22 protein-coding genes and 1 riboswitch are annotated in these 24,680 nt (G+C 70.2%); of the genes, 6 read left to right on the top strand and 16 right to left on the bottom strand.

Features of this window, described 5'->3' with window-relative positions:
* The first annotated feature begins 55 nt into the window (after positions 1–55).
* A complete protein-coding gene (locus ACI2LY_RS09420; protein ID WP_404706667.1) occupies positions 56–703 on the top strand; it encodes an N-acetylmuramoyl-L-alanine amidase in 648 nt (215 codons plus the stop codon).
* Here the strand turns inward: ACI2LY_RS09420 and ACI2LY_RS09425 are convergent.
* The 3 genes from ACI2LY_RS09425 to ACI2LY_RS09435 are packed head-to-tail and all read right to left on the bottom strand — an operon-like array spanning position 700 to position 2,405.
* Positions 700–1,869, bottom strand: a complete 1,170-nt coding sequence (locus ACI2LY_RS09425; RefSeq protein ID WP_404706668.1) for a cysteine desulfurase family protein — start codon at positions 1,867–1,869, stop codon at positions 700–702. The two genes, ACI2LY_RS09420 and ACI2LY_RS09425, sit on opposite strands and share 4 nt — an antisense overlap.
* A 55-nt stretch (positions 1,870–1,924) precedes the next feature.
* Positions 1,925–2,203: a DUF4190 domain-containing protein gene (locus tag ACI2LY_RS09430; protein ID WP_393912778.1), complete on the bottom strand. Its 279-nt coding sequence runs from the start codon at positions 2,201–2,203 to the stop codon at positions 1,925–1,927.
* A gap of 37 nt (positions 2,204–2,240) precedes the next feature.
* Positions 2,241–2,405 (bottom strand): hypothetical protein, encoded by a 165-nt coding sequence (locus ACI2LY_RS09435; protein ID WP_404706669.1) that lies wholly within the window; start codon positions 2,403–2,405, stop codon positions 2,241–2,243.
* A 121-nt stretch (positions 2,406–2,526) separates the two neighbouring features.
* Here ACI2LY_RS09435 and ACI2LY_RS09440 point away from each other — a divergent pair, with 121 nt between their 5' ends.
* Positions 2,527–3,174, top strand: a complete 648-nt coding sequence (locus ACI2LY_RS09440) for a TetR family transcriptional regulator (RefSeq protein ID WP_404706670.1) — start codon at positions 2,527–2,529, stop codon at positions 3,172–3,174.
* A 10-nt stretch (positions 3,175–3,184) separates the two neighbouring features.
* Here ACI2LY_RS09440 and ACI2LY_RS09445 read toward each other — a convergent pair whose 3' ends face one another.
* From ACI2LY_RS09445 to ACI2LY_RS09490, 10 genes are all read right to left on the bottom strand, one after another.
* Positions 3,185–4,045 (bottom strand): thioesterase family protein, encoded by an 861-nt coding sequence (locus ACI2LY_RS09445; protein WP_404706671.1) that lies wholly within the window; start codon positions 4,043–4,045, stop codon positions 3,185–3,187.
* 64 nt (positions 4,046–4,109) lie between these two features.
* Positions 4,110–4,769 carry a trimeric intracellular cation channel family protein gene (locus ACI2LY_RS09450; RefSeq protein WP_404706672.1) on the bottom strand — a complete coding sequence of 220 codons (660 nt, stop codon included), beginning with the start codon at positions 4,767–4,769 and terminating at the stop codon, positions 4,110–4,112.
* An 85-nt stretch (positions 4,770–4,854) separates the two neighbouring features.
* On the bottom strand, positions 4,855–6,090 hold the full coding sequence (locus ACI2LY_RS09455) for an ABC transporter ATP-binding protein (protein WP_404706673.1): 1,236 nt from the start codon (positions 6,088–6,090) through the stop codon (positions 4,855–4,857).
* Positions 6,091–6,104: 14 nt separating this feature from the next.
* Positions 6,105–7,202 (bottom strand): ABC transporter ATP-binding protein, encoded by a 1,098-nt coding sequence (locus tag ACI2LY_RS09460; RefSeq protein WP_393912773.1) that lies wholly within the window; start codon positions 7,200–7,202, stop codon positions 6,105–6,107.
* Complete coding sequence (locus ACI2LY_RS09465) at positions 7,199–8,197, bottom strand: ABC transporter permease (RefSeq protein WP_404706674.1); 999 nt, start codon at positions 8,195–8,197, stop codon at positions 7,199–7,201. Before ACI2LY_RS09465 ends, ACI2LY_RS09460 begins: the two co-directional genes overlap by 4 nt.
* Positions 8,198–8,307: 110 nt before the next feature.
* Positions 8,308–10,095, bottom strand: a complete 1,788-nt coding sequence (locus ACI2LY_RS09470) for an ABC transporter substrate-binding protein (protein WP_404706675.1) — start codon at positions 10,093–10,095, stop codon at positions 8,308–8,310.
* 71 nt (positions 10,096–10,166) lie between these two features.
* A complete protein-coding gene (locus tag ACI2LY_RS09475; RefSeq protein WP_404706676.1) occupies positions 10,167–11,174 on the bottom strand; it encodes an ABC transporter permease in 1,008 nt (335 codons plus the stop codon).
* 454 nt (positions 11,175–11,628) lie between these two features.
* Positions 11,629–12,354, bottom strand: a complete 726-nt coding sequence (locus tag ACI2LY_RS09480) for an enhanced serine sensitivity protein SseB C-terminal domain-containing protein (RefSeq protein ID WP_404707298.1) — start codon at positions 12,352–12,354, stop codon at positions 11,629–11,631.
* A 212-nt stretch (positions 12,355–12,566) separates the two neighbouring features.
* Positions 12,567–13,358 carry an enhanced serine sensitivity protein SseB gene (locus ACI2LY_RS09485; protein WP_404706677.1) on the bottom strand — a complete coding sequence of 264 codons (792 nt, stop codon included), beginning with the start codon at positions 13,356–13,358 and terminating at the stop codon, positions 12,567–12,569.
* A 64-nt stretch (positions 13,359–13,422) separates the two neighbouring features.
* On the bottom strand, positions 13,423–14,091 hold the full coding sequence (locus tag ACI2LY_RS09490; RefSeq protein WP_404706678.1) for an AAA family ATPase: 669 nt from the start codon (positions 14,089–14,091) through the stop codon (positions 13,423–13,425).
* A 179-nt stretch (positions 14,092–14,270) separates the two neighbouring features.
* Positions 14,271–14,359, top strand: a riboswitch (glycine riboswitch).
* Positions 14,360–14,517: 158 nt separating this feature from the next.
* Between ACI2LY_RS09490 and gcvT the strand changes: the two genes are divergently transcribed.
* From gcvT to ACI2LY_RS09510, 4 genes are all read left to right on the top strand, one after another.
* Complete coding sequence (gene gcvT, locus ACI2LY_RS09495; RefSeq protein ID WP_404706679.1) at positions 14,518–15,645, top strand: glycine cleavage system aminomethyltransferase GcvT; 1,128 nt, start codon at positions 14,518–14,520, stop codon at positions 15,643–15,645.
* Positions 15,646–15,764: 119 nt separating this feature from the next.
* Positions 15,765–16,142 carry a glycine cleavage system protein GcvH gene (gene gcvH, locus ACI2LY_RS09500; RefSeq protein WP_388995143.1) on the top strand — a complete coding sequence of 126 codons (378 nt, stop codon included), beginning with the start codon at positions 15,765–15,767 and terminating at the stop codon, positions 16,140–16,142.
* 15 nt (positions 16,143–16,157) lie between these two features.
* On the top strand, positions 16,158–17,423 hold the full coding sequence (gene glyA / locus ACI2LY_RS09505; RefSeq protein ID WP_404706680.1) for a serine hydroxymethyltransferase: 1,266 nt from the start codon (positions 16,158–16,160) through the stop codon (positions 17,421–17,423).
* A 97-nt stretch (positions 17,424–17,520) separates the two neighbouring features.
* Positions 17,521–18,888 (top strand): L-serine ammonia-lyase, encoded by a 1,368-nt coding sequence (locus ACI2LY_RS09510; protein ID WP_404706681.1) that lies wholly within the window; start codon positions 17,521–17,523, stop codon positions 18,886–18,888.
* A 27-nt stretch (positions 18,889–18,915) separates the two neighbouring features.
* Here the strand turns inward: ACI2LY_RS09510 and ACI2LY_RS09515 are convergent, their stop codons facing one another.
* From ACI2LY_RS09515 to ACI2LY_RS09525, 3 genes are read right to left on the bottom strand one after another with little or no spacing between them, the layout of a single operon-like run.
* A complete protein-coding gene (locus ACI2LY_RS09515) occupies positions 18,916–19,278 on the bottom strand; it encodes a hypothetical protein (RefSeq protein WP_404706682.1) in 363 nt (120 codons plus the stop codon).
* Positions 19,265–19,777, bottom strand: a complete 513-nt coding sequence (locus tag ACI2LY_RS09520; RefSeq protein WP_404706683.1) for an Imm50 family immunity protein — start codon at positions 19,775–19,777, stop codon at positions 19,265–19,267. Before ACI2LY_RS09520 ends, ACI2LY_RS09515 begins: the two co-directional genes overlap by 14 nt.
* Positions 19,767–24,455 carry a putative T7SS-secreted protein gene (locus ACI2LY_RS09525; protein ID WP_404706684.1) on the bottom strand — a complete coding sequence of 1,563 codons (4,689 nt, stop codon included), beginning with the start codon at positions 24,453–24,455 and terminating at the stop codon, positions 19,767–19,769. The genes ACI2LY_RS09520 and ACI2LY_RS09525 overlap by 11 nt, the downstream gene beginning before the upstream one ends.
* Positions 24,456–24,680: the final 225 nt, after the last annotated feature.

Raw genomic sequence — 24,680 nt, forward strand, 5'->3', positions numbered from 1 at the left:
GGTGTGCGTTGGTGATCACGAGGGGTTCGCTGGAAACGGGGCGTACGGGGTGGAGATGGACGACGGGGACCGGAAGCCGGGCCGACGCGCGCTGCTCATCGGCGGTGCGGTGGCCGCCGCGGGGGCGGCGGCGCTGGCCCATGAGGAGCTGGCCCGGCTGTACTGGCGGCTGCCGGGCGTGGAGCGGCAGCGGGTGCCGGGCGCGGTGGACTTCGCGGGCGCCCGCTGGGTGGCGGCCTCCCCCGCCAACTACCGGCACGCGGACCGCCCGGACGACTATCCGGTGGACCGGGTGGTCGTCCATGTCACCCAGGGCGGGTACGCATCGGCGGTGAAGGTGTTCCAGGACCCGGCGCACCAGGCGGCGGCGCACTACATCGTGCGCGCGGACGGCCGGGTGACCCAGCTCATCCGGGAGCTGGACGTGGCCTTCCACGCGGGCAACCGGTCCTTCAACGAGCGCAGTGTCGGCATCGAACACGTCGGCTTCGTGGACGACCCGAAGTCGTTCACGGACGCGATGTACGCCTCCTCGGCCCGGCTGACGGCCGCCATATGCGCGCGGTACGGCATGCCGGTGGACCGGGAGCACGTCATCGGCCATGTCGAGGTGCCGGGCACCGACCACACGGACCCCGGCCCGCACTGGGACTGGGACCGGTACATACGGCTGGCGCGCGGGGCACGCACCACGCGTGCCTAGACCAGTCCGGCCGCGCGGGCGCGTTCCACGGCGGGGCCGATGGACTTGGCGACGGCGTCCACGTCGTCCTGGGTGGAGGTGTGGCCCAGCGAGAAGCGCAGGGTGCCGCGGGCGAGGTCCGGGTCGGTGCCGGTGGCGAGCAGGACGTGGCTGGGCTGGGCGACGCCCGCGGTGCAGGCGGAGCCGGTGGAGCACTCGATGCCCTGGGCGTCCAGCAGCAGGAGCAGGGAGTCGCCCTCGCAGCCGGGGAAGGTGAAGTGCGCGTTGGCGGGCAGTCGGCCGCCGGGTGCCGGGTCGCCGCCGAGCAGGGCGTCCGGGACGGCGGCGCGTACGGCCTCCACCAGCCGGTCGCGCAGGGCGCCGATCTCGCGGGCGAACCACTCCTGCCGTTCGGCGGCGAGGCGTCCGGCGACCGCGAAGGAGGCGATGGCGGGCACGTCCAGCGTGCCGGAGCGGACATGGCGCTCCTGGCCGCCGCCGTGCAGCACGGGTACGGGGGTGTACTCGCGGCCGAGCAGCAGGGCGCCGATGCCGTAGGGGCCGCCGATCTTGTGGCCGGAGACGGTCATCGCGGCGAGCCCGGAGGCGGCGAAGTCGACCGGCACCTGACCGAACGCCTGCACCGCGTCGGCGTGCAGCGGCACCCCGAACTCGGCGGCGACGTCGGCCAGTTCGCGGACCGGCAGCAGGGTGCCGATCTCGTTGTTGGCCCACATCACGGTGGCCAGCGCGACATCGTCGGGGTCGCGGGCGATGGCCTCGCGCAGCACCTCGGGGTGGACGCGGCCGTGACGGTCGACGGGGAGGTACTCGACGACGGCGCCCTCGTGCTCGCCCAGCCAGTGCACGGCGTCCAGGACGGCGTGGTGCTCGACGGGGCTGGCCAGCACCCGGACCCGGTTCGGGTCGGCGGCGCGGCGGGACCAGTACAGGCCCTTGACGGCGAGGTTGTCGGCCTCGGTGCCGCCGGAGGTGAACACGACCTCGCTGGGGCGGGCGCCGAGCGCCTCGGCGAGGGTTTCGCGCGACTCCTCGACGGTGCGGCGGGCCCGGCGGCCGGAGGCGTGCAGGGAGGACGCGTTGCCGGTGACGCTCAGCTGGGCGGTCAGCGTCCGCACCGCCTCGGGGAGCATCGGGGTCGTGGCCGCGTGGTCGAGGTAAGCCATGGTGACGCCGATTCTACGGGCCACCGGCACGGGCTCCGGGCCCGGCGTCCGTGCCTCACAGGCTCCAGGACACCGTGTCGGTCAGCTGCATGGTGAAGGCCAGGACGACGAGGTCGGTCACACCGAGGGCCAGACCGAGCCAGGCGCGGCCCCGGCGGCGGGTGCCCCGCCACAGGGAGACGCCCGCGAGGACGATGGCGACCGGGCCCAGCACGAGGTTGAGGACGAGCAGTCCGAGCAGCCCGAGGACGAAGGACGCGACGGCCATGCCGTCGGCGTCGCGCGGGCGCGGCCTCGCCTCGACGTGACCGGTGGCAGGTGCGGTGAGATGCATGGTGCTCAGCTCCTGATGGTCGGTGCGGGCGGGCGGGTCAGTGGGTGGTGCCGCGACGGCGGCCATGGCGCTCACGGACGGCGAAGACGACGAGCCAGACACCGATGAAGGCGGCGACGACGGCACTGACCGGCAGCGGTACGTGGGCCACGGTGCCGAGCGTGACACCGAGGAGCATGAGTGCGGCGACGAGGAACAGCATGGTTTCGATCCCCCCTCGGGAACGTCTCGGTGAACAGTTGTAGTAACACTTGTTCACTGACTCCGAGTCTAACCCTCCGCACGGCTTTCCAATTCCAGAGAACAGTTGTTAACTGGATGACATGAGTCACACCCTCGGCATCCGGCAGGCACAGAAGCAGAAGACCCGTCAGGCGTTCCTGGACGCGGCGCTGGTGCTGCTGGAGGAGCAGAGCCTGAGCAGTCTGGGGCTGCGCGAGGTGACCCGTGCCGTGGGGGTGGCGCCGACCGCGTTCTACCGGCACTTCCGCTCCACCGAAGATCTCGGGGTGGCCCTGGTCGACGAGGCGCTGGGCAGGCTGCACCCGATGGTGGGGCCGACGGTGTCGGCGGCGAACGACCCGGAGGAACGCATCGGCCGCGCGGTCGAGTTGATCGACCAGCACGTACGGGCCTTCCCGGCGCACGTCCGCTTCATCGCCCGCGAGCGGCACGGCGGGGTGCAGCCGGTGCGCGAGGCGATCCGGGACCAGCTCGCGCGCTTCACCGAGGAGGTGAAGGCCGAACTGGCCCAGGACCGCGAGTCGGAGGGCTGGGGGGACGACGACCTGACGATGCTCGCGCATCTCTACGTCGACCAGATGCTCATCACGGCCCAGCTCTTCCTGGAGGCGCTGGAGGCCCCCCAGGGCGAGTGGGAGCGGGTGACCCGGCTGGCCACCCAGCAGCTGCGCCTGATCAACCTCGGCAGCAGGCACTGGACGGACCAGGAAACGCCCCCCGCATCCTGAGCGGCGCGGCTCAGCCCAGCCGGACGCGGGCGAGCTGGCGGGACTGGGCGACCAGGCGGTCCTCGCTGTCCCAGACCTCGGCGTCCTCCTCCAGGAAGCCGCCGGCCAGATTGCGGGTGGTGATGGACACCCGCAGCGGACCCGGCGCGGGCCGCTGCCGTACATGCACGGTCAGTTCGACGGTGGGCACCCAGCCGGTGAGCCCGATCTCGAACGCGGTCGGCGGCAGCGCGTCCACCGCGAGCAGCAGCGAGAGGGGGTCCGCGTCCCGGCCGTCGGCCAGCCCGAACCAGGCCCGCATCTCGCCCTTGCCGGAGGGCGCGCCGACGGCCCAGCCGACGGTGGCCGGGTCCAGCTTGAGCATCAGCCGCTCGGTGATGGCCGAGCTGCCGTCGACCGGCGCCGGACCGTCCTCGGGGCCGAGGCAGCGCTCCAGGGGCGGGATCGCGGGCGGGGTGGCCGTCGTCCGCACGTCGTCCGGGAGGGCGGCGAGGTCGCCGTAGGAGGCGAGGACGCGGATGCGCTCGACCTCGTTGCCCTCGGCGTCGTACTGGAACAGCGACGCCTGGCCGGTGGAGAGGGTGCGGCCGGTGCGCACGGTCTCGGTGCGGACGACCGCCGGGCCGGGCTGGGACGCCGTCAGATAGTGCGCGGAGACGGTGAACGGGTCCGGATGCGGGAGGGTGTCCGCGAGGGCCCGGCCGAGCACGGCCAGCAGATAGCCGCCGTTGACGGCGGTGATGATGGTCCACCCGGCCGACAGGTCGATGTCGTAGACACCGGGCGCGCGCCGGACGACCTCGGTGTCACGGTCGAACTCGCTGTCGCCGATCACGGCTCGAGTGGCGGGGGCGGAGGCTGCTTCTGGCATGGGTGAACGGTACAACAGGTGATTACTAAGCGGTAGCTTTTTGCGTTTCGGTCAGATGAACAGGTCATTCCTCCATGACGGTGGAGCGGCGGTTCCAGGCGCGCGGCGCCCGCCAGTGGAACTTCATGGCGAGCAGCCGCAGGATGAACGCGGCGGCCGCCGCGAGCCCGCTGGTGACGGAGGTCAGCGCGTCGAAGCGGATGCACAGCACCACCATGGTGGCGCCGACGATCGCGGGCACCGCGTACAGGTCGCGGTCCCAGCGCAGCAGCGAGGGCACCTCGTTGGCGAGCACGTCGCGCAGCACACCGCCGCCGACGGCGGTGGCGAGGCCCAGGGTGGCGGAGGCGGTCAGGCCGAGTCCGTGGCTGTACGCCTTGGTGGTGCCGGTGACGCAGAACAGGCCGAGTCCGGCCGCGTCGAAGACGAGCACCGCCGACTGGATGCGCTCCACGTGCGGGTGGAGGAAGAACACCACGACCGTGGCGAGCAGCGGGGTGACGAAGAACCCGAGGTCCGTGAAGGCAGCCGGGGGTACCGCCCCGATGATCAGGTCACGGAACAGCCCCCCGCCCAGCGCGGTCACCTCGGCGAGCACGGCCATGCCGAAGACGTCGAAGTTCTTGCGGACGGCCAGCAGGGCGCCGGAGATGGCGAACACGAAGATGCCGATGACATCGAGCGTGTGCTGGACGGAGGGACTGAAGATCTGATCGAGCTGCACCCGCACATTCTGACCTGTCGCGGGGTGCTTGCCTTGCGAAGCAAGGCGGGAGGGGCGGCCGCCGGGGTGCCCGGCGGCCGCCGACTCACTTCTCCTCGGCCGCGCTCTCCGAGTCGGCCTCGGCGGGCTCAGTGGCCTTCTCCACCTTGGTCACAGAAGGCTTCTCCGCCTCGGGCTCCGCGACCTCCGCGGCGACGGCCGCCGAGGTCTCCGCCGACTCCTCCAGCACCGCGTCCGGCACCAGCTCGGCGGCCTCCTTCGCCGCCGTCAGCAGGACGGTGTCCTGCGGGGCCTGGTCGGCGAAGTTCTCCGGGTGGTGGCAGGCGACCCGCTGGCCGGGCTTCAGCTCCAGCAGCAGGGGCTCGGTGGTCTTGCAGATCTCCGTGGCCTTCCAGCACCGGGTGTGGAACCGGCAGCCGGAGGGCGGCGAGATCGGCGAGGGCACGTCGCCGCGGAGCAGGATGCGCTCGCTCTTGGCGCCCCGGCGCTTCGGGTCCGGGATCGGCACGGCCGACATCAACGCCTTGGTGTACGGGTGCATCGGCGCCGCGTACAGCGAGTTGCGGTCCGCGATCTCGACCATCTTGCCGAGGTACATCACCGCGATCCGGTCCGAGACGTGCCGGACGACCGAGAGGTCGTGCGCGATGATCACGTAGGTCAGGCCCAGTTCCTCCTGGAGGTCGTCCATGAGGTTGACGACCTGGGCCTGGATCGACACGTCCAGCGCGGAGACCGGCTCGTCTGCCACGACCAGCTTCGGCTTCAGCGCGAGCGCGCGGGCGATACCGATGCGCTGGCGCTGGCCGCCGGAGAACTCGTGCGGGTAGCGGTTGTAGTGCTCGGGGTTGAGACCCACGACCGACAGCAGCCGCTGGACCTCCTTCTTGATGCCGCCCTCGGGCTCGACACCCTGGAGCCGGAAGGGCGCTCCGATGATGGTGCCGATGGTGTGCCGGGGGTTCAGCGAGGAGTACGGGTCCTGGAAGACCATCTGCACATCGCGGCGCATCGGGCGCATGCCCGAGACCCCGAGGTGCGTGATGTCCTTGCCCTCGAACTCGATGGTGCCGGCGGTCGGCTCGTCGAGGCGGGTGATCAGCCGGCCCATCGTGGACTTGCCACAGCCCGACTCGCCCACGACGCCCAGCGTTTCACCGGCGCGCACCTCGAAGTCGATGCCGTCGACCGCGTGCACCGCGCCGACCTGCCGCTGCAGCAGCCCCTTCTTGATGGGGAAGTGCTTCTTCAGGCCGCTGACCTTCAGCAGGATCTCGCCGTCCGCGCTGTCGGCGGCTTTGGCCTGCGCGGGGATCGTCACTGCTTTCTCGTCGCTCACAGCTTCGGCGCAATCTCTTCGGTCCAGATCCGCTCCCGCTGCTCCGTGTCCATGTGGCAGGCGGCCCAGTGCGTGCTGCCGACCTGGGTCAGCTCGGGGCGGACCGTGCGGGTCACGTTGTCCTTGGGGAGGTCGGCGTACGGGCAGCGCGGGTTGAAGGCGCAGCCGGACGGGATGTTGATCAGGGAGGGCGGGGAGCCCTTCACCGGGATCAGGCGGTCCTGCTGCTCGCGGTCGAGCCGCGGCATCGAACCGAGCAGACCCCAGGTGTAGGGGTGCCGGGGCTCGTAGAACACCTTCTCCGCCGGGCCCCGCTCGACACAGCGGCCGCCGTACATCACCAGGATGTCGTCGGCGAGTTCGGCGACGACGCCCAGGTCGTGGGTGATGACGATGACCGCGGAGCCGAACTCCTTCTGCAGATCGCGGATCAGGTCGAGGATCTGCGCCTGGACGGTCACGTCCAGGGCGGTCGTCGGCTCGTCGGCGATGAGCAGTTCGGGGTTGTTGACCAGCGACATGGCGATCATGGCGCGCTGGCGCATACCGCCGGAGAACTCGTGCGGGTAGTTGTCCACCCGCTTGTCCGGCTGCGGGATGCCCACCCGGTCGAGCATCTCGACCGCACGCCTGCGCGCGGTCTTCTTGTCCACGTTGTGGTGGATGCGGTACGCCTCCACGATCTGCTGGCCGATCGTGTAGTACGGGTGCAGCGCGGACAGCGGGTCCTGGAAGATCATCGCCATCTCGCGGCCGCGCATCCGGCGCACCTGGTCGGGATCGGCGGACAGCAGCTCGGTGCCGTTCAGCCAGATCTCGCCGGAGATGCGCGCCTTCTGCTTGCCGTACTGACCGGCGGTGTGCAGGCCCATGATGCCGAGCGAGGTGACCGACTTGCCGGAGCCGGACTCGCCCACGATGCCGAGGGTCTTGCCCTTCTCCAGCGTGAAGGTCAGTCCGTCGACGGACTTGACCAGGCCGTCGTCGGTCGGGAAGTGCACCTTGAGGTCGCGCACGTCCAGGAACGCCTTGTCGGCGGCCTTGGTGTCGGTGGGCTCGCCCACCGCGGCTCCGGTCTTGCTGAGTTCGGTCATGAGAGCCTCACGCGCGGGTCGATCACGGCGTACAGGATGTCCACCAGGAGGTTGGCCACCAGCACCGCCACCGAGGTGATCAGGGTGACGCCGAGGATGACCGGCAGGTCCTGATTCTTGATGGCGTTGAGGACGGCCTGGCCGAGGCCGGGCAGGCTGAACGTCGTCTCGGTCAGGATCGCGCCGCCGATGAGGGCGCCGAGGTCCATGCCGAGCATGGTCAGGATGGGGGTCATCGTGGAGCGCATGGCGTGCTTGCCGATGACCGTCTGCTCCTTGAGGCCCTTGGCCCGGGCGGTGCGGATGTAGTCCTCGCCGAGGATCTCCAGCATGGTGGCGCGGGTGATCCGGGCGTACATCGCCGCGTACAGGAAGGCCAGGGTGATCCAGGGCAGGATCATGCCGCCGAGCCAGCCGCTGAAGCTGTCCGCCAGGGGCACGTACTGCGCGTCGATGAGACCGAGCCCGTAGGAGAAGATCGCCAGCGAGAGCAGGCCGGTGAAGTAGATGGGGAGCGAGACGCCGCCCAGCGCCACCACCATGGCGGTGCGGTCCCACAGGGTGCCCCGCTTGAGCGCGGAGAGGACACCCGCCGAGACACCGAAGACCAGCCACAGGACCGCCGCGCCGAGCGCGAGGGACAGCGTGACCGGGAAACGGTCGGTCAGCACCGGCCAGATGGCCTGTTCGCTGCGGAAGGAGTAACCGAAGCAGGGTGCGGCGCAGTGGGTGACATCGCCGCCGGCCGCGTAGGTGCGGCCCGCGAAGATGCCCTTGAAGAACTCCCACACCTGCAGGAAGACCGGGTCGCCCAGACCGAGCTTCTCCCGGATGGCCTCGACTGCCGCGGGGTCGGCCTGCTTGCCCACGAAACTCGTGGCGACGTCGACCCCCGCCCACTTGGGGACGAGGAAGAAGATGCCGAAGACCACCATGACGATGACCACGAGCATCACTGCGGCGGCGAAGAGCCGCCTGATGAGGTAAGCGAGCACAGCTTACGGCCCGCCGCGGACCGTGAACCGCCGGAGTTCATCCGGCGGTTCACGGTCTCGCCGCGCCGGCCTTCACCTGCCTTTCGTGCCGTTCGGCGGGTGTGCCGGAGTTACTTCGAGGACTTCAGACCGAGGTTGACGAAGTCGTACATGCCGCTGTAGCCGTTCGACGTGTAGATGTTCGCGACGCGGTCCGAGCGCCAGTTGATGAACTTCTCGTAGACGAAGGGCAGGTAGTAAGCGCCCTCCATCACCTTGTGGTTGATCTCAGTGGCGATCTTGGTCTTGCCGCCGTCGTCCAGCGTCTTCACGTACTGGCCGAAGAGACCGTCGATCGTCTTGTCCTTGATGAGGGCGTAGTTGTTGTTGCCGCTCTCGAGGATGTACTTGCTGTTCCACAGCGGGAGGCCGTAGCCCTGCACGGACGGGAAGTCCGGGCCCCAGCCCATGATGATGATGCCGTAGTTCTTCTTCTTGACGTTGGCGGGGCTGCCGATGATGCCGGGGGTCTGCGCACCGTCGTACTGGTCGATCTGGACGTTGACGCCGATCTTCTTCAGCGCCGCCTGCATCGACTCGGCGGTGGCCACCTCGACCGGCTTGTTGTTGCGGACCGCGATGGTGGTGCTGAAGCCGTTCGGCTTGCCGCAGGCCTTCAGCTCTTCCTTGGCCTTGGCGGCGTTGCCGTTCTTGTTGGCACCGGCCAGCTCGTACGGGTCGTACTTCTGGCCCTCGGCGCCGGGAACCGACGGCGGGAGCATGTTGGTGCCGATGTCGCCACCGGCGACCGGGCCGCCACGGGCGGTCTGCAGCGAGACGTGGTCGGCGCCGTAGATCACGGCCTTGCGGCAGTGCACGTTGTCGAACGGCTTCACGCTCTGCGGGAAGACGGCGTAACGGACGTAGCCGGAGACCGGGTTGTCCAGGTTGCCCTTGTGCTGCTTGAGGGCGGCCGTGCGGCCCTGGGGCGACATGCCGGTCTGGGCCAGGTCGATGTCCAGGTCGCCGTTGATCAGACGCTGGTCCAGGTCGTTGGCGTTGGAGAAGAACTTGATGGTGATCGCGTCCGGGTACGCCTTGCGGACGGGGTCCGAGGACGCCTTCCAGTTCTCGTTGCGGACCAGCTTGAGGTCCTTGCCGGGGGCGTACGAGGCGAACTTGTACGGGCCCGAGGAGAACGGGTGCAGACCGTACTTGGACTTGGTGTCCTTGTCCTGGCGGACCGGGGAACCCGAGGTCAGCGCCAGCATCTCCTCGAAGTCCGAGTTGGCCTCGGGGAGGTGGAAGACGATGGTCTTGTCGTCCGGGGTGTCGATGGCCTTCAGGCCCAGGTGGTCCGCGGCCTTGTCCTTGTAGGGGCCCTTGTACTCACCCTTGGGGTCCAGGACCTCCTTCAGGTAGGTCGGACCGCCGGACAGCACGTCCTGCGCCCACACGCGCTCGATGCCGTACTTGACGTCCTTGGAGGTGATCGGCTTGCCGTCCTCCCACGTCACCCCGTCCCGCAGGGTGTACGTGTAGGTCTTGCCGTCGTCGGTGACCTTGGCGACACCGGTGGCGAGGTCCGGGGTGACCTCGGCGCCCGCGGCACCCGGCGCGGTCTTGTTCGTGACCAGCTGGCGGCTGTAGTAGCGGGAGAAGTCCCACATGAAGCCGTAGTAGCCGCGCGTGGTGTCCCACGAGTCGGCGTCCTGGACGGACCCGAAGCGCAGGGTGCCGCCCTTCTTGACCTGGGACGCCTGGGCGACCTTGTTGTTGGCCGCGTCGAAGCCGGCCGCACCGTTCTTCGAACCGCCGTCGTCGCCGCCGCCGCACGCGGCCGTGGTCAGCAGTGCCGCGACCACGGCGGCAGCGGCCGCGGTCCGCTTGGCCCGCCCTGAAGTGCGTTGGGTAGTCACGATCTCGGATCCTCCGGAATTGATGAGAGACCCCGTGCGTGTTCCACGGGTCGCTTGGGGGTACGGCGTGGTCAGCGGGAAGCCTTGGGGTCCAGGGCATCCCGGACGCCGTCGCCGAACAGGTTGAAGGCAAGAACGGTGATGAAGATCGCCACACCGGGAACCACCATGTACATGGGGTCCGAGTCGTAGTAGTCGATCGCGTTCGAGAGCATCTGGCCCCAGGAGGCGGTGGGCGGCTTGACGCCCACGCCCAGGAAGCTCAGGGCCGCCTCGGTGAGGATGTTGGTCGGGATCATCATCGTGGAGTAGACGATGATCGGCGCGACCAGGTTGGGCAGCAGCTCCTTGAACAGGATGTAGAACCGTCCGGCGCCCAGCGAGCGGGCCGCGTCGACGTACTCGCGCTCACGCAGCGAGAGGGTCTGGCCGCGCACCACGCGGCCGATGTAGGGCCAGCCGAAGAAGCCGATGACCAGGATCATCACGAAGACACGGACGGCCGAACCGCTCAGCCCCAGCATGCTGCTGGGCATCACCGAGACGAGCGCGATGATGAACAGCAGCTGCGGGAAGGCGAGCAGACCGTCCATCACCCGGCTGATCACGGAGTCGACCCAGCCGCCGAAGAACCCGGCGAGGATGCCGAGCACCGTGCCGAGGAAGACGGCCACCACGGCCGACAGGAAGCCGACCAGGAGCGAGATCTGCGCCCCGTAGAGGATGCGGGCGAGGATGTCGCGGCCGTTGACCGGCTCGATGCCCAGCAAGTGATCGCCGCTGATGCCGCCCAGGGAACCCTTGGGGGTGCCGAACAGCGGGTCGATCAGGTCCTCGTGGTGGAGGTCCGGGTCCTGCCCCAGCAACTGGCTGAGGACCGGTGCCAGCAGGGCGACCACGATGAGGAGGACGACGACGGTGCCGCCGGTCAGGGCGAGCTTGTCCCGCTTCAGCCGCTCCCACGCGATGCGCCCCAGCGAACGTCCCTGGACGTCCTTCGCCTTGACGCTCGCCGCCTCCGCTTCCTCGATCGCGTTCGGGGCCGCGTCAGCGGTCGGCTCGTGCAATGGTGCCGTCATTCTGACAGGGACCCCTCTCAACCGGCCTGAACCGGCCCACACTTGCCGCGTGAGCGGCGTCGAAGACTGTCGTACACGGGGAGAACACCCCTGGATCGGGAGTCTTCAACGCTTGGGCGATCCGTTTCCAGACTTGGCGATGAATGGATGCCTAAACGTGATGCAACCTGGCACGTTCCGATATCCGAACGGCGGGTTGCAACGGTAGGACACAGGTGAATTCGGGACGAGGTGAGCGAAGAGCGCCATTCACCGACATCTCCGCTTGAACATGCGTGAACACGTCGTCATGGAGGGGCAGTTCACACGGTCGCCACACGGGACCTCCACGTGACCTACCCAGAACAGGGCGTGACGAACACGCACCTGAAATACGGGATTCCGGAACGCGGAATTACCAGAGAATGGCAAAGAAGCAGAAAAGAAAGGGGCCCGGAGGGAACGCGCCCCTGAATCAGTAGGCGCCGGTGGCCGGGGCGACGGCGCCGTGGGCCTCGCGGTCGTAGAACGGGCGGGAGTTGGCGCGCATCCACATGACGACGGGGTCGTAGTCGTCGGTCATGGCGACCGTGGAGACCGGCAGGCCCTCGGGGACCGCGCTCACCGACTGCTGCATCATCGCGCGGACCGAGTCGACCGCGGCCGGGGTGGTGTCGTAGACGTCCAGGCCGAGGGCGAGGTAGGGGGCGCCGAGGGCGGGCTGCACCCAGACGCGGCGCAGCGAGCGCAGGGCCGGAGTGCGGTGGGCGTTCTGCGCGAGCAGGGCGTAGAACTGCGGTACCTCGATGGCGGGTTCGGACAGCCGCAGCGGGCCCGCGGGCCGACGGTCCAGGCCGGTGGCGATGCGGCGCAGGTCCAGCCAGGGGATGCCGACGCCGCCGCCGGGGGCGTGCGGGTTGAGCCAGAGGCCGTAGTGGTCCGGGTAGAGGGTGCGGGCGACGTCGAGGCCGTCGACCACCTCGTAGGACCTGCTCCAGCCGCTGGCGGAGAGTTCCTGCGCGGAGGTCACACAGGGGGCGTAGCCGAGGCCGTCGACCTCCATGTTCCCGTACTGGGCGTCCGGGGAGCCGGCCTGGCCGTGCCACAGGAGCATCCAGATCTGGCCGGACGAGGGGGTGGCGAGGGCGCGGAGCAGTGCCTCGTAGGCGTCGTAGCGTCCGGGAGTGACTTGGCGCAGCATGTGCTCGACGCTGCCGCTTGGGCTCGCGCTCACCTGTCCTACCGCCCCTTCGTCATGTTCCCCGCGTGTGGGGACAGCTTAAGCGCCCACCGGGGTGGGGGGTTGTGCCGGTTCGCGGGTGCGGGTGCGTCGTGGTTTGTCGCGCAGTTCCCCGCGCCCCTGGGGGCCTCGCCCCTTCGGGGCTCGGACCTTCTGGGCTCGGGCCTGCTGGATCAGTTGCCGTACTGGTAGAAGGGGCGGACGTTCGTCCGTAGCCAGTCGGCCACCGGGTCCTGGGCGGCGTCCAGGAGGACCAGGTTGACGGGCCAGGGCGCGGGGGCGCGGCCGAGGGCGCGGCCGAGGGCGTCCAGGGGGAGGGAGCGCGCGTCGCCCTCCCAGTGGGCGAGTTCGACGCCGACGAAGAGGACCGGGTCGGCGGTCTCGATGACGGCGAGGCAGCGGCGGGCGCTGACGACGACCCCGGTCGCGGCGAACTCGGCGGAGGCGGCGGCGAGGAAGTCCACCGGGTCCTCCTGCCAGTCGGGCTCGAAGAGCCGGACCCGGCCGCCGGAGGCCGGACCGTCCAGCGGGCTCACCCCGGCCCGGCACAGCGCGGCCACCGCGTCGGGCGGCAGCGGGAGTCCGACCACGCCGCCGGGGTTGATCACCACGCCCGCCTGCGGCGGCAGACCGCGCGCGAACTCCACGGCGGGCGCGACGGTGTGCGGGAGGTGCCCGCCGGGCGACTGCCGGAACTGCTCCTCGGAGCTGAACACCGGGACGTACACCTGGCCGTCGATGTCGACGGTGGGCAGGTCGAGCGGGCCGCTGTGCGGGCCGCCGCCGTTGGGCAGCGGTATCCAGACGAAGCTGCGGGCCAGGACCTCGATGACACGGGCCCCGGCCGTGGGTATGCCGAGGGAGGCCGAGAGGACCTCCTCCAGTTCGTTGCCGGGCCAACCGCCGTGCGGGTGGGGGTGTGCCTGTGCCGGGAAGTCCGCGGGAAGGTCCGCCGGGAAGTCCATGTGCCTACCGCCTGCTGGGAGTCATGCTGTGGTGCTGAAGGCTATCCGGTACGCGTACGGGCGTTCACTCGGCGAACTCGATCCGCTTGAGCCCGTCCGCCGAGGCGCGGTCCAGCAGGACCACCGAGCCGCAGCCCGCGGGGCTCTCGCCGCGCTCGACGGCGCCCAGCAGGCGGGCGGTGGTACCGCGGTGGCGGTGGAAGGCGTACCGGGAGACGCCCCGGCCGCGCTCGCGCTGGCCGCGCCGGGCGGTGTCGGCGGGCACGTCGAGCAGGATCAGGTGCAGGGTGCCGCCTCTGCGGCGGGCCTCGCGGGCGAGCCAGCCGCGCACCCAGGGCTGGGTGCCGCAGTCGTGCACGACGACGCCCTCGCCGGAGGCCAGCGCGCGGCGCAGTCCGGCGTAGTGGGCGAGGCGGACCAGGGGGCGGTAGAGCGCGTAGGGCAGGGCGGTGGGGAGGCGGGCGGCCCAGCGGTCGCGGGCGTCCTGGGAGTCGACGCGGTGGCCGGGGACCGCACGGCGCATCAGGGTGGACTTGCCGCTGCCGGGCAGGCCGGTGACGACGGCGAGGTCGCGGGGGCCGAAGCGCAGGGTGCGGGGGCCGCCGCCGGGGCGGTCGCGCAGGTCGCGGACGACCGGCGCGGGACGCTCGGCCCGGCGCTCGTGGGCGGGTGCGCAGGGCTGCTGCGGCACCGGGATGCCGGTGGTGGTGGCGCACACCGTGGTCCTGTTCACCGTGATCGTCCTCCCCTGTGGGTTCAGGTCATCTCCTGCCCAACAAATGTAAAGAGAAGGTAATGCGCCGCCTCGTCGGTCGGGTCCCCGAACGGCCACAGCCATGTCACAGTCGGTGGCCCCTTCAGGGCCGGGCCCCGCCGTGCGATGATGTGCCCGCCAACTGCATACCGGCCGTTTGAATCCGCGCGGGAGAGTCCCCATCCGGGGCGCCGAAGGAGCAAGTCCCTCCCTTGAATCTCTCAGGCACCGTTACCGCGTGGGCGAGGCACATCTGAAAAGCGGGCCGCTGTCGCAGTGGCTCCACCCAAGGTGCAAGCCACTGACACCCCCCTGGGGGCGGGTCATGGCGAACCTCTCAGGTTCCGATGACAGATGGGGAGGAACGTTCCTCACCCCATCCCCCGTTGCCCTGGGAGACGACCGATGAGCAGCACCGACCCCAACGCCCCGCGCCATACCGCGCTCGACGCCGTGCACCGCTCGCTCGGCGCGACGATGACCGACTTCGCCGGCTGGGACATGCCCCTGCGCTACGGCTCCGAGCGGGACGAGCACCAGGCGGTGCGCACCCGGGCCGGGCTGTTCGACCTCTCGCACATGGGTGAGATCACGGTGACCGGCCCCGACGCCGCCGCCCTGCTCAACTACGCCCTCGTCGGCGACCTCGCCTCGGTCGGCGTCGGCCGCGCCCGCTACACCATGATCTGCCGCGCCGACGGCGGCATCCTGGACGACCTGATCGTCTACCGGCTCGCCGAGCACGAGTACATGGTCGTGGCCAACGCCTCCAACGCCCAGGTCGTGCTGGACGCGCTGACCGAGCGCGCCGCCGGTTTCGACGCCGAGGTCCGCGACGACCGCGACGCCTACGCGCTGCTCGCCGTCCAGGGCCCGGAGTCCCCCGGCATCCTCAAGGCCGTCACCGACGCCGACCTCGACGGCCTGAAGTACTACGCCGGGCTGCCCGGCACGGTCGCGGGCGTGCCCGCGCTGATCGCCCGCACCGGCTACACCGGCGAGGACGGCTTCGAGCTGTTCGTGCGGCCCGAGCACGCCGTCCAGCTCTGGGAGGCCCTGCTCGCGGCCGGGTCCGCCGCCGGTCTGGTGCCGTGCGGGCTGTCCTGCCGGGACACCCTGCGCCTGGAGGCGGGCATGCCGCTGTACGGGCACGAGCTGACCACCCAGCTGACCCCCTTCGACGCCGGTCTCGGCCGCGTGGTGAAGTTCGCCAAGGAGGGCGACTTCGTCGGCCGCGAGGCGCTCGCGAAGGCCGCCGAGCGCGCCGAGGCCCGGCCGCCGCGCGTCCTGGTCGGCCTGATCGCCGAGGGCCGCCGGGTGCCGCGCGCCGGGTACGCCGTCGTCGCCGGTGGCGAGGTGATCGGCGAGGTCACCTCGGGTGCCCCCTCCCCCACCCTCGGCAAGCCGCTGGCCATCGCCTACGTCGACGCCGCGCACGCCGCCCCCGGCAGCACGGGTGTGGGCGTGGACATCCGGGGCAGCCACGAGCCGTACGAGGTCGTGGCGCTGCCCTTCTACAAGCGCGCCAAGTAGACACTGGCCCCGGGTCCGGCCGTCCCCGGCGTGACCCTGCGCACATTTCACCCGCTCTTCAGCGGTTCGAGCCCTTTTCCCCCGACGAGCACGTCCTCGCGTACAGGAGAATTCAGGTCATGAGCAACCCGCAGCAGTTGAGCTACAGCAAGGAGCACGAGTGGCTGTCGGCCGCCGAGGGCGGCGCGTCGACGGTCGGCATCACCGAGCACGCGGCCAACGCGCTCGGCGATGTGGTCTTCGTGCAGCTTCCCGAGGTCGGCGACGAGGTCACCGCGGGCGAGTCCTGCGGCGAGCTGGAGTCCACCAAGTCGGTCTCCGAGCTGTACTCGCCCGTCTCCGGTGAGATCACCGAGGTCAACCAGGACGTCGTGGACGACCCGTCGCTGGTGAACTCCGCGCCCTTCGAGGGCGGCTGGCTGTTCAAGGTGCGCGTCGCCGACCAGCCCGCCGACCTGCTGACCGCCGACGAGTACACCGCCTACACCGCCGGCTGAGGAGCTACAAGCCGTATGACTGACCTGAACACGCCCCTGCACGAGCTGGACCCGGAGATCGCCGCCGCGGTCGACGCCGAGCTGCGCCGCCAGCAGTCGACCCTGGAGATGATCGCCTCCGAGAACTTCGCACCGCTCGCGGTGATGGAGGCGCAGGGTTCGGTCCTGACCAACAAGTACGCCGAGGGCTATCCGGGCCGCCGCTACTACGGCGGCTGCGAGCACGTCGACGTGGCCGAGCAGATCGCCATCGACCGGCTCAAGGAGCTGTTCGGCGCCGAGTACGCCAACGTCCAGCCGCACTCCGGTGCCTCCGCGAACCAGGCGGCGCTGTTCGCGCTGGCCCAGCCCGGTGACACCATCCTGGGCCTGGACCTGGCGCACGGCGGCCACCTCACGCACGGGATGCGGCTGAACTTCTCCGGCAAGCAGTTCGACGTGGTCGCGTACCACGTGGACGCGGAGACCGGTCTGGTCGACATGGCCGAGGTCGAGCGCCTCGCCAAGGAGCACCGCCCGAAGGTGATCATCGCGGGCTGGTCGGCGTACCCGCGGCAGCTGGACTTCGCGGAGTTCCGGCGGATCGCGGACGAGGCCGGGGCGTACCTGTGGGTGGACATGGCGCACTTCGCCGGTCTGGTCGCGGCGGGCCTGCACCCGAACCCGGTCGCGTACGCGGACGTGGTGACCTCCACCACGCACAAGACGCTCGGCGGCCCGCGCGGCGGCATCATCCTGGCGAAGAAGGACTTCGCCAAGAAGCTGAACTCCTCGGTCTTCCCCGGCTTCCAGGGCGGCCCGCTGGAGCATGTGATCGCGGCCAAGGCGGTCTCCTTCAAGGTCGCGGCCTCGGAGGACTTCAAGGAGCGGCAGCGTCGTACGGTGGAGGGTGCCCGTATCCTCGCCGAGCGGCTGACCGCGCCGGACGCCCGCGAGGCCGGGGTGAACGTGCTCTCCGGCGGCACGGACGTCCATCTGATCCTGGTGGACCTGCGCGAGTCGGAGCTCGACGGGCAGCAGGCCGAGGACCGTCTCCACGAGGTCGGCATCACGGTCAACCGCAACGCGGTCCCGAACGACCCGCGGCCGCCGATGGTGACCTCGGGCCTCAGGATCGGCACGCCCGCCCTCGCCACCCGCGGCTTCACCGCCGAGGACTTCACCGAGGTCGCGGACGTGATCGCCGAGGCGCTGAAGCCGTCCTACGACGCTTCGGTGCTCGCGGCCCGGGTGCGGGCGCTGGTGGCCAAGCACCCGCTGTATCCGACGCTGGGCGAGTAGTACCCCTCTCGGGTGCCCCGCCCGGCCAGGCTCGGGCGGGGCACCCGTGCTGTGTCCGCACCACCTTTTTGTACCTGTTCGTATGGAGGAGTCACCCGTGGCCGTCTCGGTCTTCGACCTGTTCTCGATCGGCATCGGCCCGTCCAGCTCCCACACGGTCGGCCCGATGCGGGCGGCGCGCATGTTCGCCCGCCGTCTGCGCAACGAGGGCCTGCTGGACCCCGTCGCCGCCGTCCGCTGCGAGCTGTACGGCTCGCTCGGCGCCACCGGCCACGGCCACGGCACCCCGAAGGCGGTCCTGCTCGGCCTGGAAGGCGCCTCCCCGCGCACCGTGGACGTGGAGGGCGCGGACGACCGGGTCGAGGCGATCCGGACGTCGGGTCGGCTCAATCTGCTCGGCGAGCACGAGATCGCCTTCTCCTACGACGACGACCTCGTCCTGCACCGCCGCGAGACCCTGCCGTACCACGCCAACGGCATGACGCTCTGGGCGTACGACGCCTCGGGCGCGGAGCTGCTGACCAAGACGTACTACTCGGTCGGCGGCGGCTTCGTCGTGGACGAGGAGGCGGTCGGCGCGGACCGGATCGTGCTCGACGACACGGTGCTGAAGTACCCCTTCCGCACGGGCGACGAGCTGCTGCGCCTCACCAAGGAGACCGGTCTGTCGATCTCCGCGCTGATGCTGGAGAACGAGCGGGCCTGGCGCACCGAGGACGAGATCCGCGAGGGCCTGCTGGAGATCTGGGGCGTCATGCGGGAGTGCGTGCGCCGGGGCATGTCCCGCGAAGGCATCCTGCCGGGCGGCCTGAAGGTGCGCCGCCGCGCCGCCATGTCCGCCCGCCAGCTCCGCGCCGAGGGCAACGCGCTCGCGCACTCCATGGAGTGGATCACCCTGTACGCGATGGCGGTGAACGAGGAGAACGCGGCGGGCGGCCGCGTGGTCACCGCGCCCACCAACGGCGCGGCCGGGATCATCCCGGCGGTGCTGCACTACTACATGAACTTCGTACCCGGCGCGGACGAGGAGGGCGTGGTCCGCTTCCTGCTGGCGGCGGGCGCGATCGGCATGCTCTTCAAGGAGAACGCCTCCATCTCCGGCGCCGAGGTCGGCTGCCAGGGCGAGGTGGGCTCCGCCTGCTCCATGGCCGCGGGCGCCCTCGCCGAGGTGCTCGGCGGCTCCCCCGAGCAGGTGGAGAACGCGGCCGAGATCGGCATGGAGCACAACCTCGGCCTCACCTGCGACCCCGTCGGCGGCCTGGTCCAGATCCCCTGCATCGAACGCAACGGCATGGCCTCGGTGAAGGCCGTCACCGCCGCCAAGATGGCCATGCGCGGCGACGGCTCCCACAAGGTCTCCCTCGACAAGGTCATCAAGACCATGAAGGAGACGGGCGCGGACATGTCCGTCAAGTACAAGGAGACGGCGCGGGGCGGGCTCGCGGTGAACATCATCGAGTGCTAGGCGGATGGGCCCTGACCAGGAGGCTGCTCAACTGCTCGACGACGCCAGAAATTCACGTGTTCTCGCGAGCGTGACGTCGGCGGCGCGGAAGCGCAGTGACGATCCGGCCGAGGAAGCGGAGACCTGGACCGTGCCGTCGGGCGCTCTTTCGATGTGGACGTCCTTCTGGCCTGGGGCGCCCCAGCCCCGCACGTGCACATCCCGTACATCAGGGAAGCGCAGGAAGAACTCGAAGCCCTCGCTGCCGTGTACACGGGAGAATCCGAGGGTGGCGGAGCGGCCTCGTTCGTCGAAGTGGACGTAGAAGAGGTCGCTGTTGCTCAGGACGTCGGGCGCGCACAGTGCCGGGAGTTCTGCGCTGCTCTCGGCGGCACCCTCAGACGCGTTCATAGAAGGTCTTCTCGCTCGGGTCGGGAACTGTCGTGTGGAGCCTGGCGTCGAGTCTGCTGAGGAAATGGTGAGGCCCGCTGTCAGCGGATTGCGGACCGGCCCGGAATCCGCTGATGTGGCCGACGAGCACATCGGTACTGCCGGTGAAGCGGAGGAATGCGGGCTTCCCGTCGTGCGACACCGCGACGCGCATCCTGTGCTTGCTCCCACTGAGCACTGCCAGTTCGAAAGAGACGAGCGGTCCGGGCTCCCAGGCGTCCAGCTCCAGATCCTCCACAGCGAGGAACTGGAGCTGCCCCTGCACCGTGTCGACGTCCGCGGTCGCCCATTCCTCCGGCAGCGGCAAGGGCGGAGCGGGCAGGTCCAGCCGCAGCGTCACGGTGGGGCCGTGCCAGTCGAGGTGGACGGACCGGAGCCTGACGGAGCTCAGGTCCAGGGGGTCCGGGCCGTAGAGCGGGGCGAGGACCTCGCTGTTTCGGGGGGATAGCTCAGCGGTCATAGTAATAGTGTTCCTCGCACCCGGGGACCTGGCCGTTCCGGGTGTTGTCGAATGGGCGCACATGGACATGTGCGGGCTGATATCCGGGCTCTCCCGGCTTCTGGTGGCCGAACCAGTGGTCCTGGTAAACGATCAGGTCATCCCCATTGGGGTGTTCGTACACTTCCTCGCGGTAGTAGATCGGCTGGTGGTTCTCGTCCAGCAACTGTTTTCCGCCCTGCCATTCCGGAGTGGTGGCGGAGACATGCGTTCTGACTTCGAGAGGAGGGGTTCCCTCCGGAATGCCGGCGTCTCGAAGGGCATCCCGTTTCGCGCCCTCCAGATCCCGGCCAACCGGTTTGTCCCGAAGGTAGTCGTCCGGGGCCAGGCCCAGCGGGTCGCATGAGGTGCTCGGGGTGGCGACATACGTCGCGGCGTTGGGCGCGGGAGCGAGGCCGAGCGGGTCCGTGCTGAGATAGCGGGCCGTCTCCGGGTCGTAGTGCCGGAAGTAGTTGTAGTGGAGACCTGTCTCGGGATCGAAGTACTGGCCGGGGAAGCGCAGCGGCGTGTAGGCGCTCGCGCCGGTGTTCCAGCTCGTCGTGCCCCACAGTGTCGTGCGCGTGCGCCAGGCGATCTCACCTTGTTCGTCGATGAGTTCCCGTGGGGTGCCGACGAGGTCGGTGACCATGGCGAAGAAGCGGGAGTCGATCTCGGTCTGAGGGGCATCGGCCGCGGTGACGCGTTCGGTCTGGGTGATGGGGTGCAGGCCACGGTGGTCCCAGGTGAGGGTGATCGAGTTCGGTACGTCCGTCGAGGTGTGTGTCTGCTCGCACAGAGTTCGACCGTCCCAGGTGAACGTGGTGCGCTCGCTGACCGACGTGCCGTCCGGGGCCATACGGAGTTTGGCCGTACGGCGGCCGAGGGCGTCGTAGGTGTAGCGCCACACGGTGCCGTCGGGGGTGGTGACCTGGGCGAGGCGGTCTTCCGGGTCCCAGGCGTAGCGCCAGGTGTCGGGCTTGTGGGAGAGGCGGGGTTTCTGGCGGAGGGTGACGCGGCCGAGGGCGTCGTGTTCGTAGCGGACTGCGCCGGCTCGGGTGATGCGGGTGCCGGTGTAGGTGCGGTCGCCGGTGGCTTCGTGGCCGGGGTGGGTGGCCGGCCAGGAGGCCATGGTCTGGTTCCCCGCCGCGTCGTAGGCGTACGACTCGGACCAGTTCGTGGCGTGGACGGCGGTGACGCGGCCCGCTGGGTCGAGGGTGAAGGCGCGGGGGCCGTCGAGGTGGTCGTCGAGGGCGGTGAGGTTGCCGTCGGCGCGGTAGGTGTAGGCCCGGCGTTGGAGGGTCTCGCCGTCCGTGGTCGCCGTCTGGGTGGCCAGGCGGCCCAGCGGGTCGTAGGTGTGGGTGAGGGTGAGGAAGTCGCCGATTCCGCGGGTGAGTTCGCGACCCGCGTCGTCGTAGGCGATGTCGATGGGGCGGCCGGAGACGACCAGGTCCGTGCGGCGGCCCGCGGCGTCGTACGACCAGGTGGTGCGGGCGCCGGTGGGGGTGGTGCGGCCGGTGCGGCGGCCCAGTTCGTCGTGGTCGTACGTGAGGGTGCGGTCGTCGACCGTTTCCGTGCGGACGCGGCCGTACTGGTCGCGGAGGACGGTCAGACGGGTGCCGTCGGGGCCAACCGCTTCGGCGAGCTGGTCCGAGAGGTCGTACGCGAAGGTGCTCACGCGGCCTGCCGCGTCCTTGCGGAGGGTGCGCCCCAGCGCGTCGCGCTCGAACGTCGTCGTCTCGTCGAGTGCGTTCGTCCGGGAGACGAGATGGCCCGCGGGGTCGAAGACGTACGCGAGGGTACGGCCGTCGAAGTCGGTCTCGGACATGAGGTGTCCGGCCGGGTCGTAGGCGTAGTCCCAGGTGAGGCCCTGGGGGTTGGTGACCCGGGTGAGGCGGAGTTCGGCGTCGTGGGTGAACTCGTGCCGGACGCCGTCGGGGGTGGTGCGGGCGGTGAGGAGGTCGAAGTGGGTGTACTCGAAGCGGGTGGTGCCGCCGACGGGGTCGGTGTGGGTGGTGCAGTTGCCCTCGCCGTCGTAGGTCCAGGTCTCGCTGGTGCCGTCGGGTGCGGTGCGGCGGGCGAGTTGGCCTTCGACGGTCCATTCGAGGCGGGTGGTGAGACCGGTGGGGTCGGTCATGGTGACCGGGCGGCCGAACGTGTCGCGTGCGTAGCGGGTGACGGCGCCGAGGGGGTCGGTGATCTCGACCGGGAGGCCCGCGCGGTCGCAGCGGACCGTGGTCACCTGGCCGAGCGGGTCGGTGACCGAGGTGAGGCGGCCCGCTCCGTCGTGGGTGAAGTGAGTCGTGTGGCCGGTGGGGGCGGTGCTGGTGAGGCGGTTGCCGCGGCCGTCGTAGGTGTGGCGGGTGGTGTTGCCGTCCGTGCCACGGATTCGGGTGAGGCGGTCGAAGTCGCCGTACTCCGCCGTCACCTCGCGGCCGTCGGCGCGGGTCACCGAGACCACGTTGCCCGTGTCGTCGTACCCGCACATGGTGGTGTGCCCCAGCGGATCGGTCCGGGTCAGCACCCGTCCGAACCGGTCCCGCGTGAACCGTGTCACATGTCCCAGCGGGTCCGTCTCGGCGATCACCTGGTTCGCGGCGTCGATCAGATAGCGGCGGGTGTGGCCCTCGCCCGTCGTCGCTGTCGTGACGCGGTGGCCGGTCGCCGGGTCCCGTTCGCCGTACGTGAGGCGGAGCGTCATGTGGCCCGCTTCACCGCCCTCGGCGACGCAGCGGTCCTGGTCGTCGTACTCGTAGGTGTACGAGCGGTCGTTGCTGTCGGCCCAGGACGTGACGCGACCGCGGTCGTCGTAGGTGAACGTCAGCGGTAGGCCCGAGGAGTTGAAGACCTGGGTCAGGTCACCGGACTCGGAGTAGGCGTAGCGCTTGATCTCCTGGTCGGTGCCGTCGGGGGCCGCGCCGGCCAGGGACAGGGTGGTGACGCGGTCGTCCTCGACGGTGAGGGTGAGGCGGTAGCCGCCGGAGGAGGTGACGGCGAGGGGGGTGCCTTCGGGGGTGTGCTCGAAGGTGATCCAGTTGCCGTTGCGGTCGTCGATCTGCTCCAGCACGGACCGGTCGCCACTTCGGTCGGTGAAGTGCCAGGTGCGGCCCCGGTGCGGGTCCGTGATCGTGTAGCCCTCGTCGACGCGGTCCAGGGGCCAGCGGCGGCTGCCGACAGTCGGGAGGGTCGGGACGCCGGGCGCGGGGTGCGGGTAGGTGAGGAGCAGGCCGTCCTCGGTGACGAAGATGACGCCCTCGGCGTCGATCTCCAGGCGCTGGTCGAGGGTGGACGTCCAGGAGGGGCCGAACCAGTGGCCGAGCCGCGAGCCCGATTCCAGGCGGCGGGTGAAGACCAGCGGGAGCGTGCCGGGCAGCGTGACGTCGGTCTGCGGCAGGTACATCGTGCCGGTGACCAGGTCGACCGGGTCGCTGGGGTCGTTCTCGACCTTCTCGCGCGGGTGCTCCGGGTGCGGCTCCTTCGTGGCCGCCTTGCGCGCGACGTTCTCGCCCTCGCGGATCGCCGCCCGCTCGGTGCTCCGCACCCCTAGCCGGACCCCGCTGCGGGCGAGACCGGCGCCCTTCGTCCCGATCAGCTCCGGGATGAGGCGGCCGACGAACTCGGAGGGGTCCTTCTTGAAGCCGTCGACGGCGGCTGTGACGATGCGTTCGGGGTGGGCGGCGGTGGAGACGAGGCCGGAGAGCGTCATGGAGACGTTCTGCAGGTAGGCGGCGGGGTGGGTGAGGTTGTAGGGGTCGGTGGGGTTGAGGCCGCGGGCGAAGTTCACCAGACCGGCCGTGCCCTTGAGCGCACCGCCGACCACGTGGGTGAGTTCGGTGTTGTACGCCTGGTAGCCGTCGAGCATGTCGTTGCCGAGGCGGTCGAGCGGCGGGGGTTCGGCCGGGGCGTGCGCGAGGGCCGCCGTGACCTTGCCCTGGGCCTCCGCGGCGGCGGTGTTGCGCTGCTTACGGGCCTCGGCGAGCGTGTCGTACGCCTTCTTGATGTCGGCCTTGCCGGGGTCGTGGAACGGCTCGGGCCGGGGGCCGGGGTCCTCGTCCGCCTTGATCTTCGCGTTGTAGGCGTCGACCTTCTTGTTGTACGCGTCGGCCGCGTCCTCCGAGGCCCTCTTGCCCTTCTTGTAGAGCTCGACGGCCTCCTTTGCCTTGCCCTGCGCCCACTTGACCGTGTCGGCGTAGGCGTCGAGGGCGCCGCTCGCCTTCTCGCAGGCGTCGGCGGCGTGAGCCCACTTGGTGGGGTGGACGCCGAACTTCTCGCGGAACGCGTCGCCGCCCTTGCCGACCCAGCGGGAGGAGTCGACCTTGCGCATGCCGGAGCTGACATGGTCGAACGCGGTGTGGAAGTCCTTGAGGTGCTTCGCGGCCTCGCGGATCTTGTCCGGGTTGCCGTGGACGAGTTCGTCGGCTTCCTCGGTCTGGCCGAGCTGCTGCTCACCGGGGGTGGCGCCGAGGTCGGAGGCGACATCGTCGCCCCAGTCCTCGACCGCGTCGGCGGCACCGTGCGCGCCGACGTGATCGAGGCCGTCGCCGATCTTGTCCGTGGTCCAGTCGACACCCTCGCCGACGAGTTTCTTCCCGGCGTCGACACCGTCCTCGAGCTTGCCCAGACCGGCGTTGGCCTTGTCCTTGAGGTCATCGAGGAGTCCCACGGCTACTCACCCCCGTTGTGCGACGCCGACCGCACCTGACCGCTCATCACCGCGTAGTCCTCGAGGCGTGACCTCGGTATGTTCCGCGGCTGAACCGCCGCACCCCCGTGCTCAGTCATGCCAGACATCATGGGCCCGCTGTTTCGTGAACCGCAACGCGCCTACGTCATAGCTCCTGTCAAACGGGCTTTGTGTCGGCGGCGTCGAGTGTGCGGGACAGGGCAG

Source organism: Streptomyces sp. NPDC002176 (genome assembly GCF_044903645.1).
Lineage (GTDB): Bacteria > Actinomycetota > Actinomycetes > Streptomycetales > Streptomycetaceae > Streptomyces.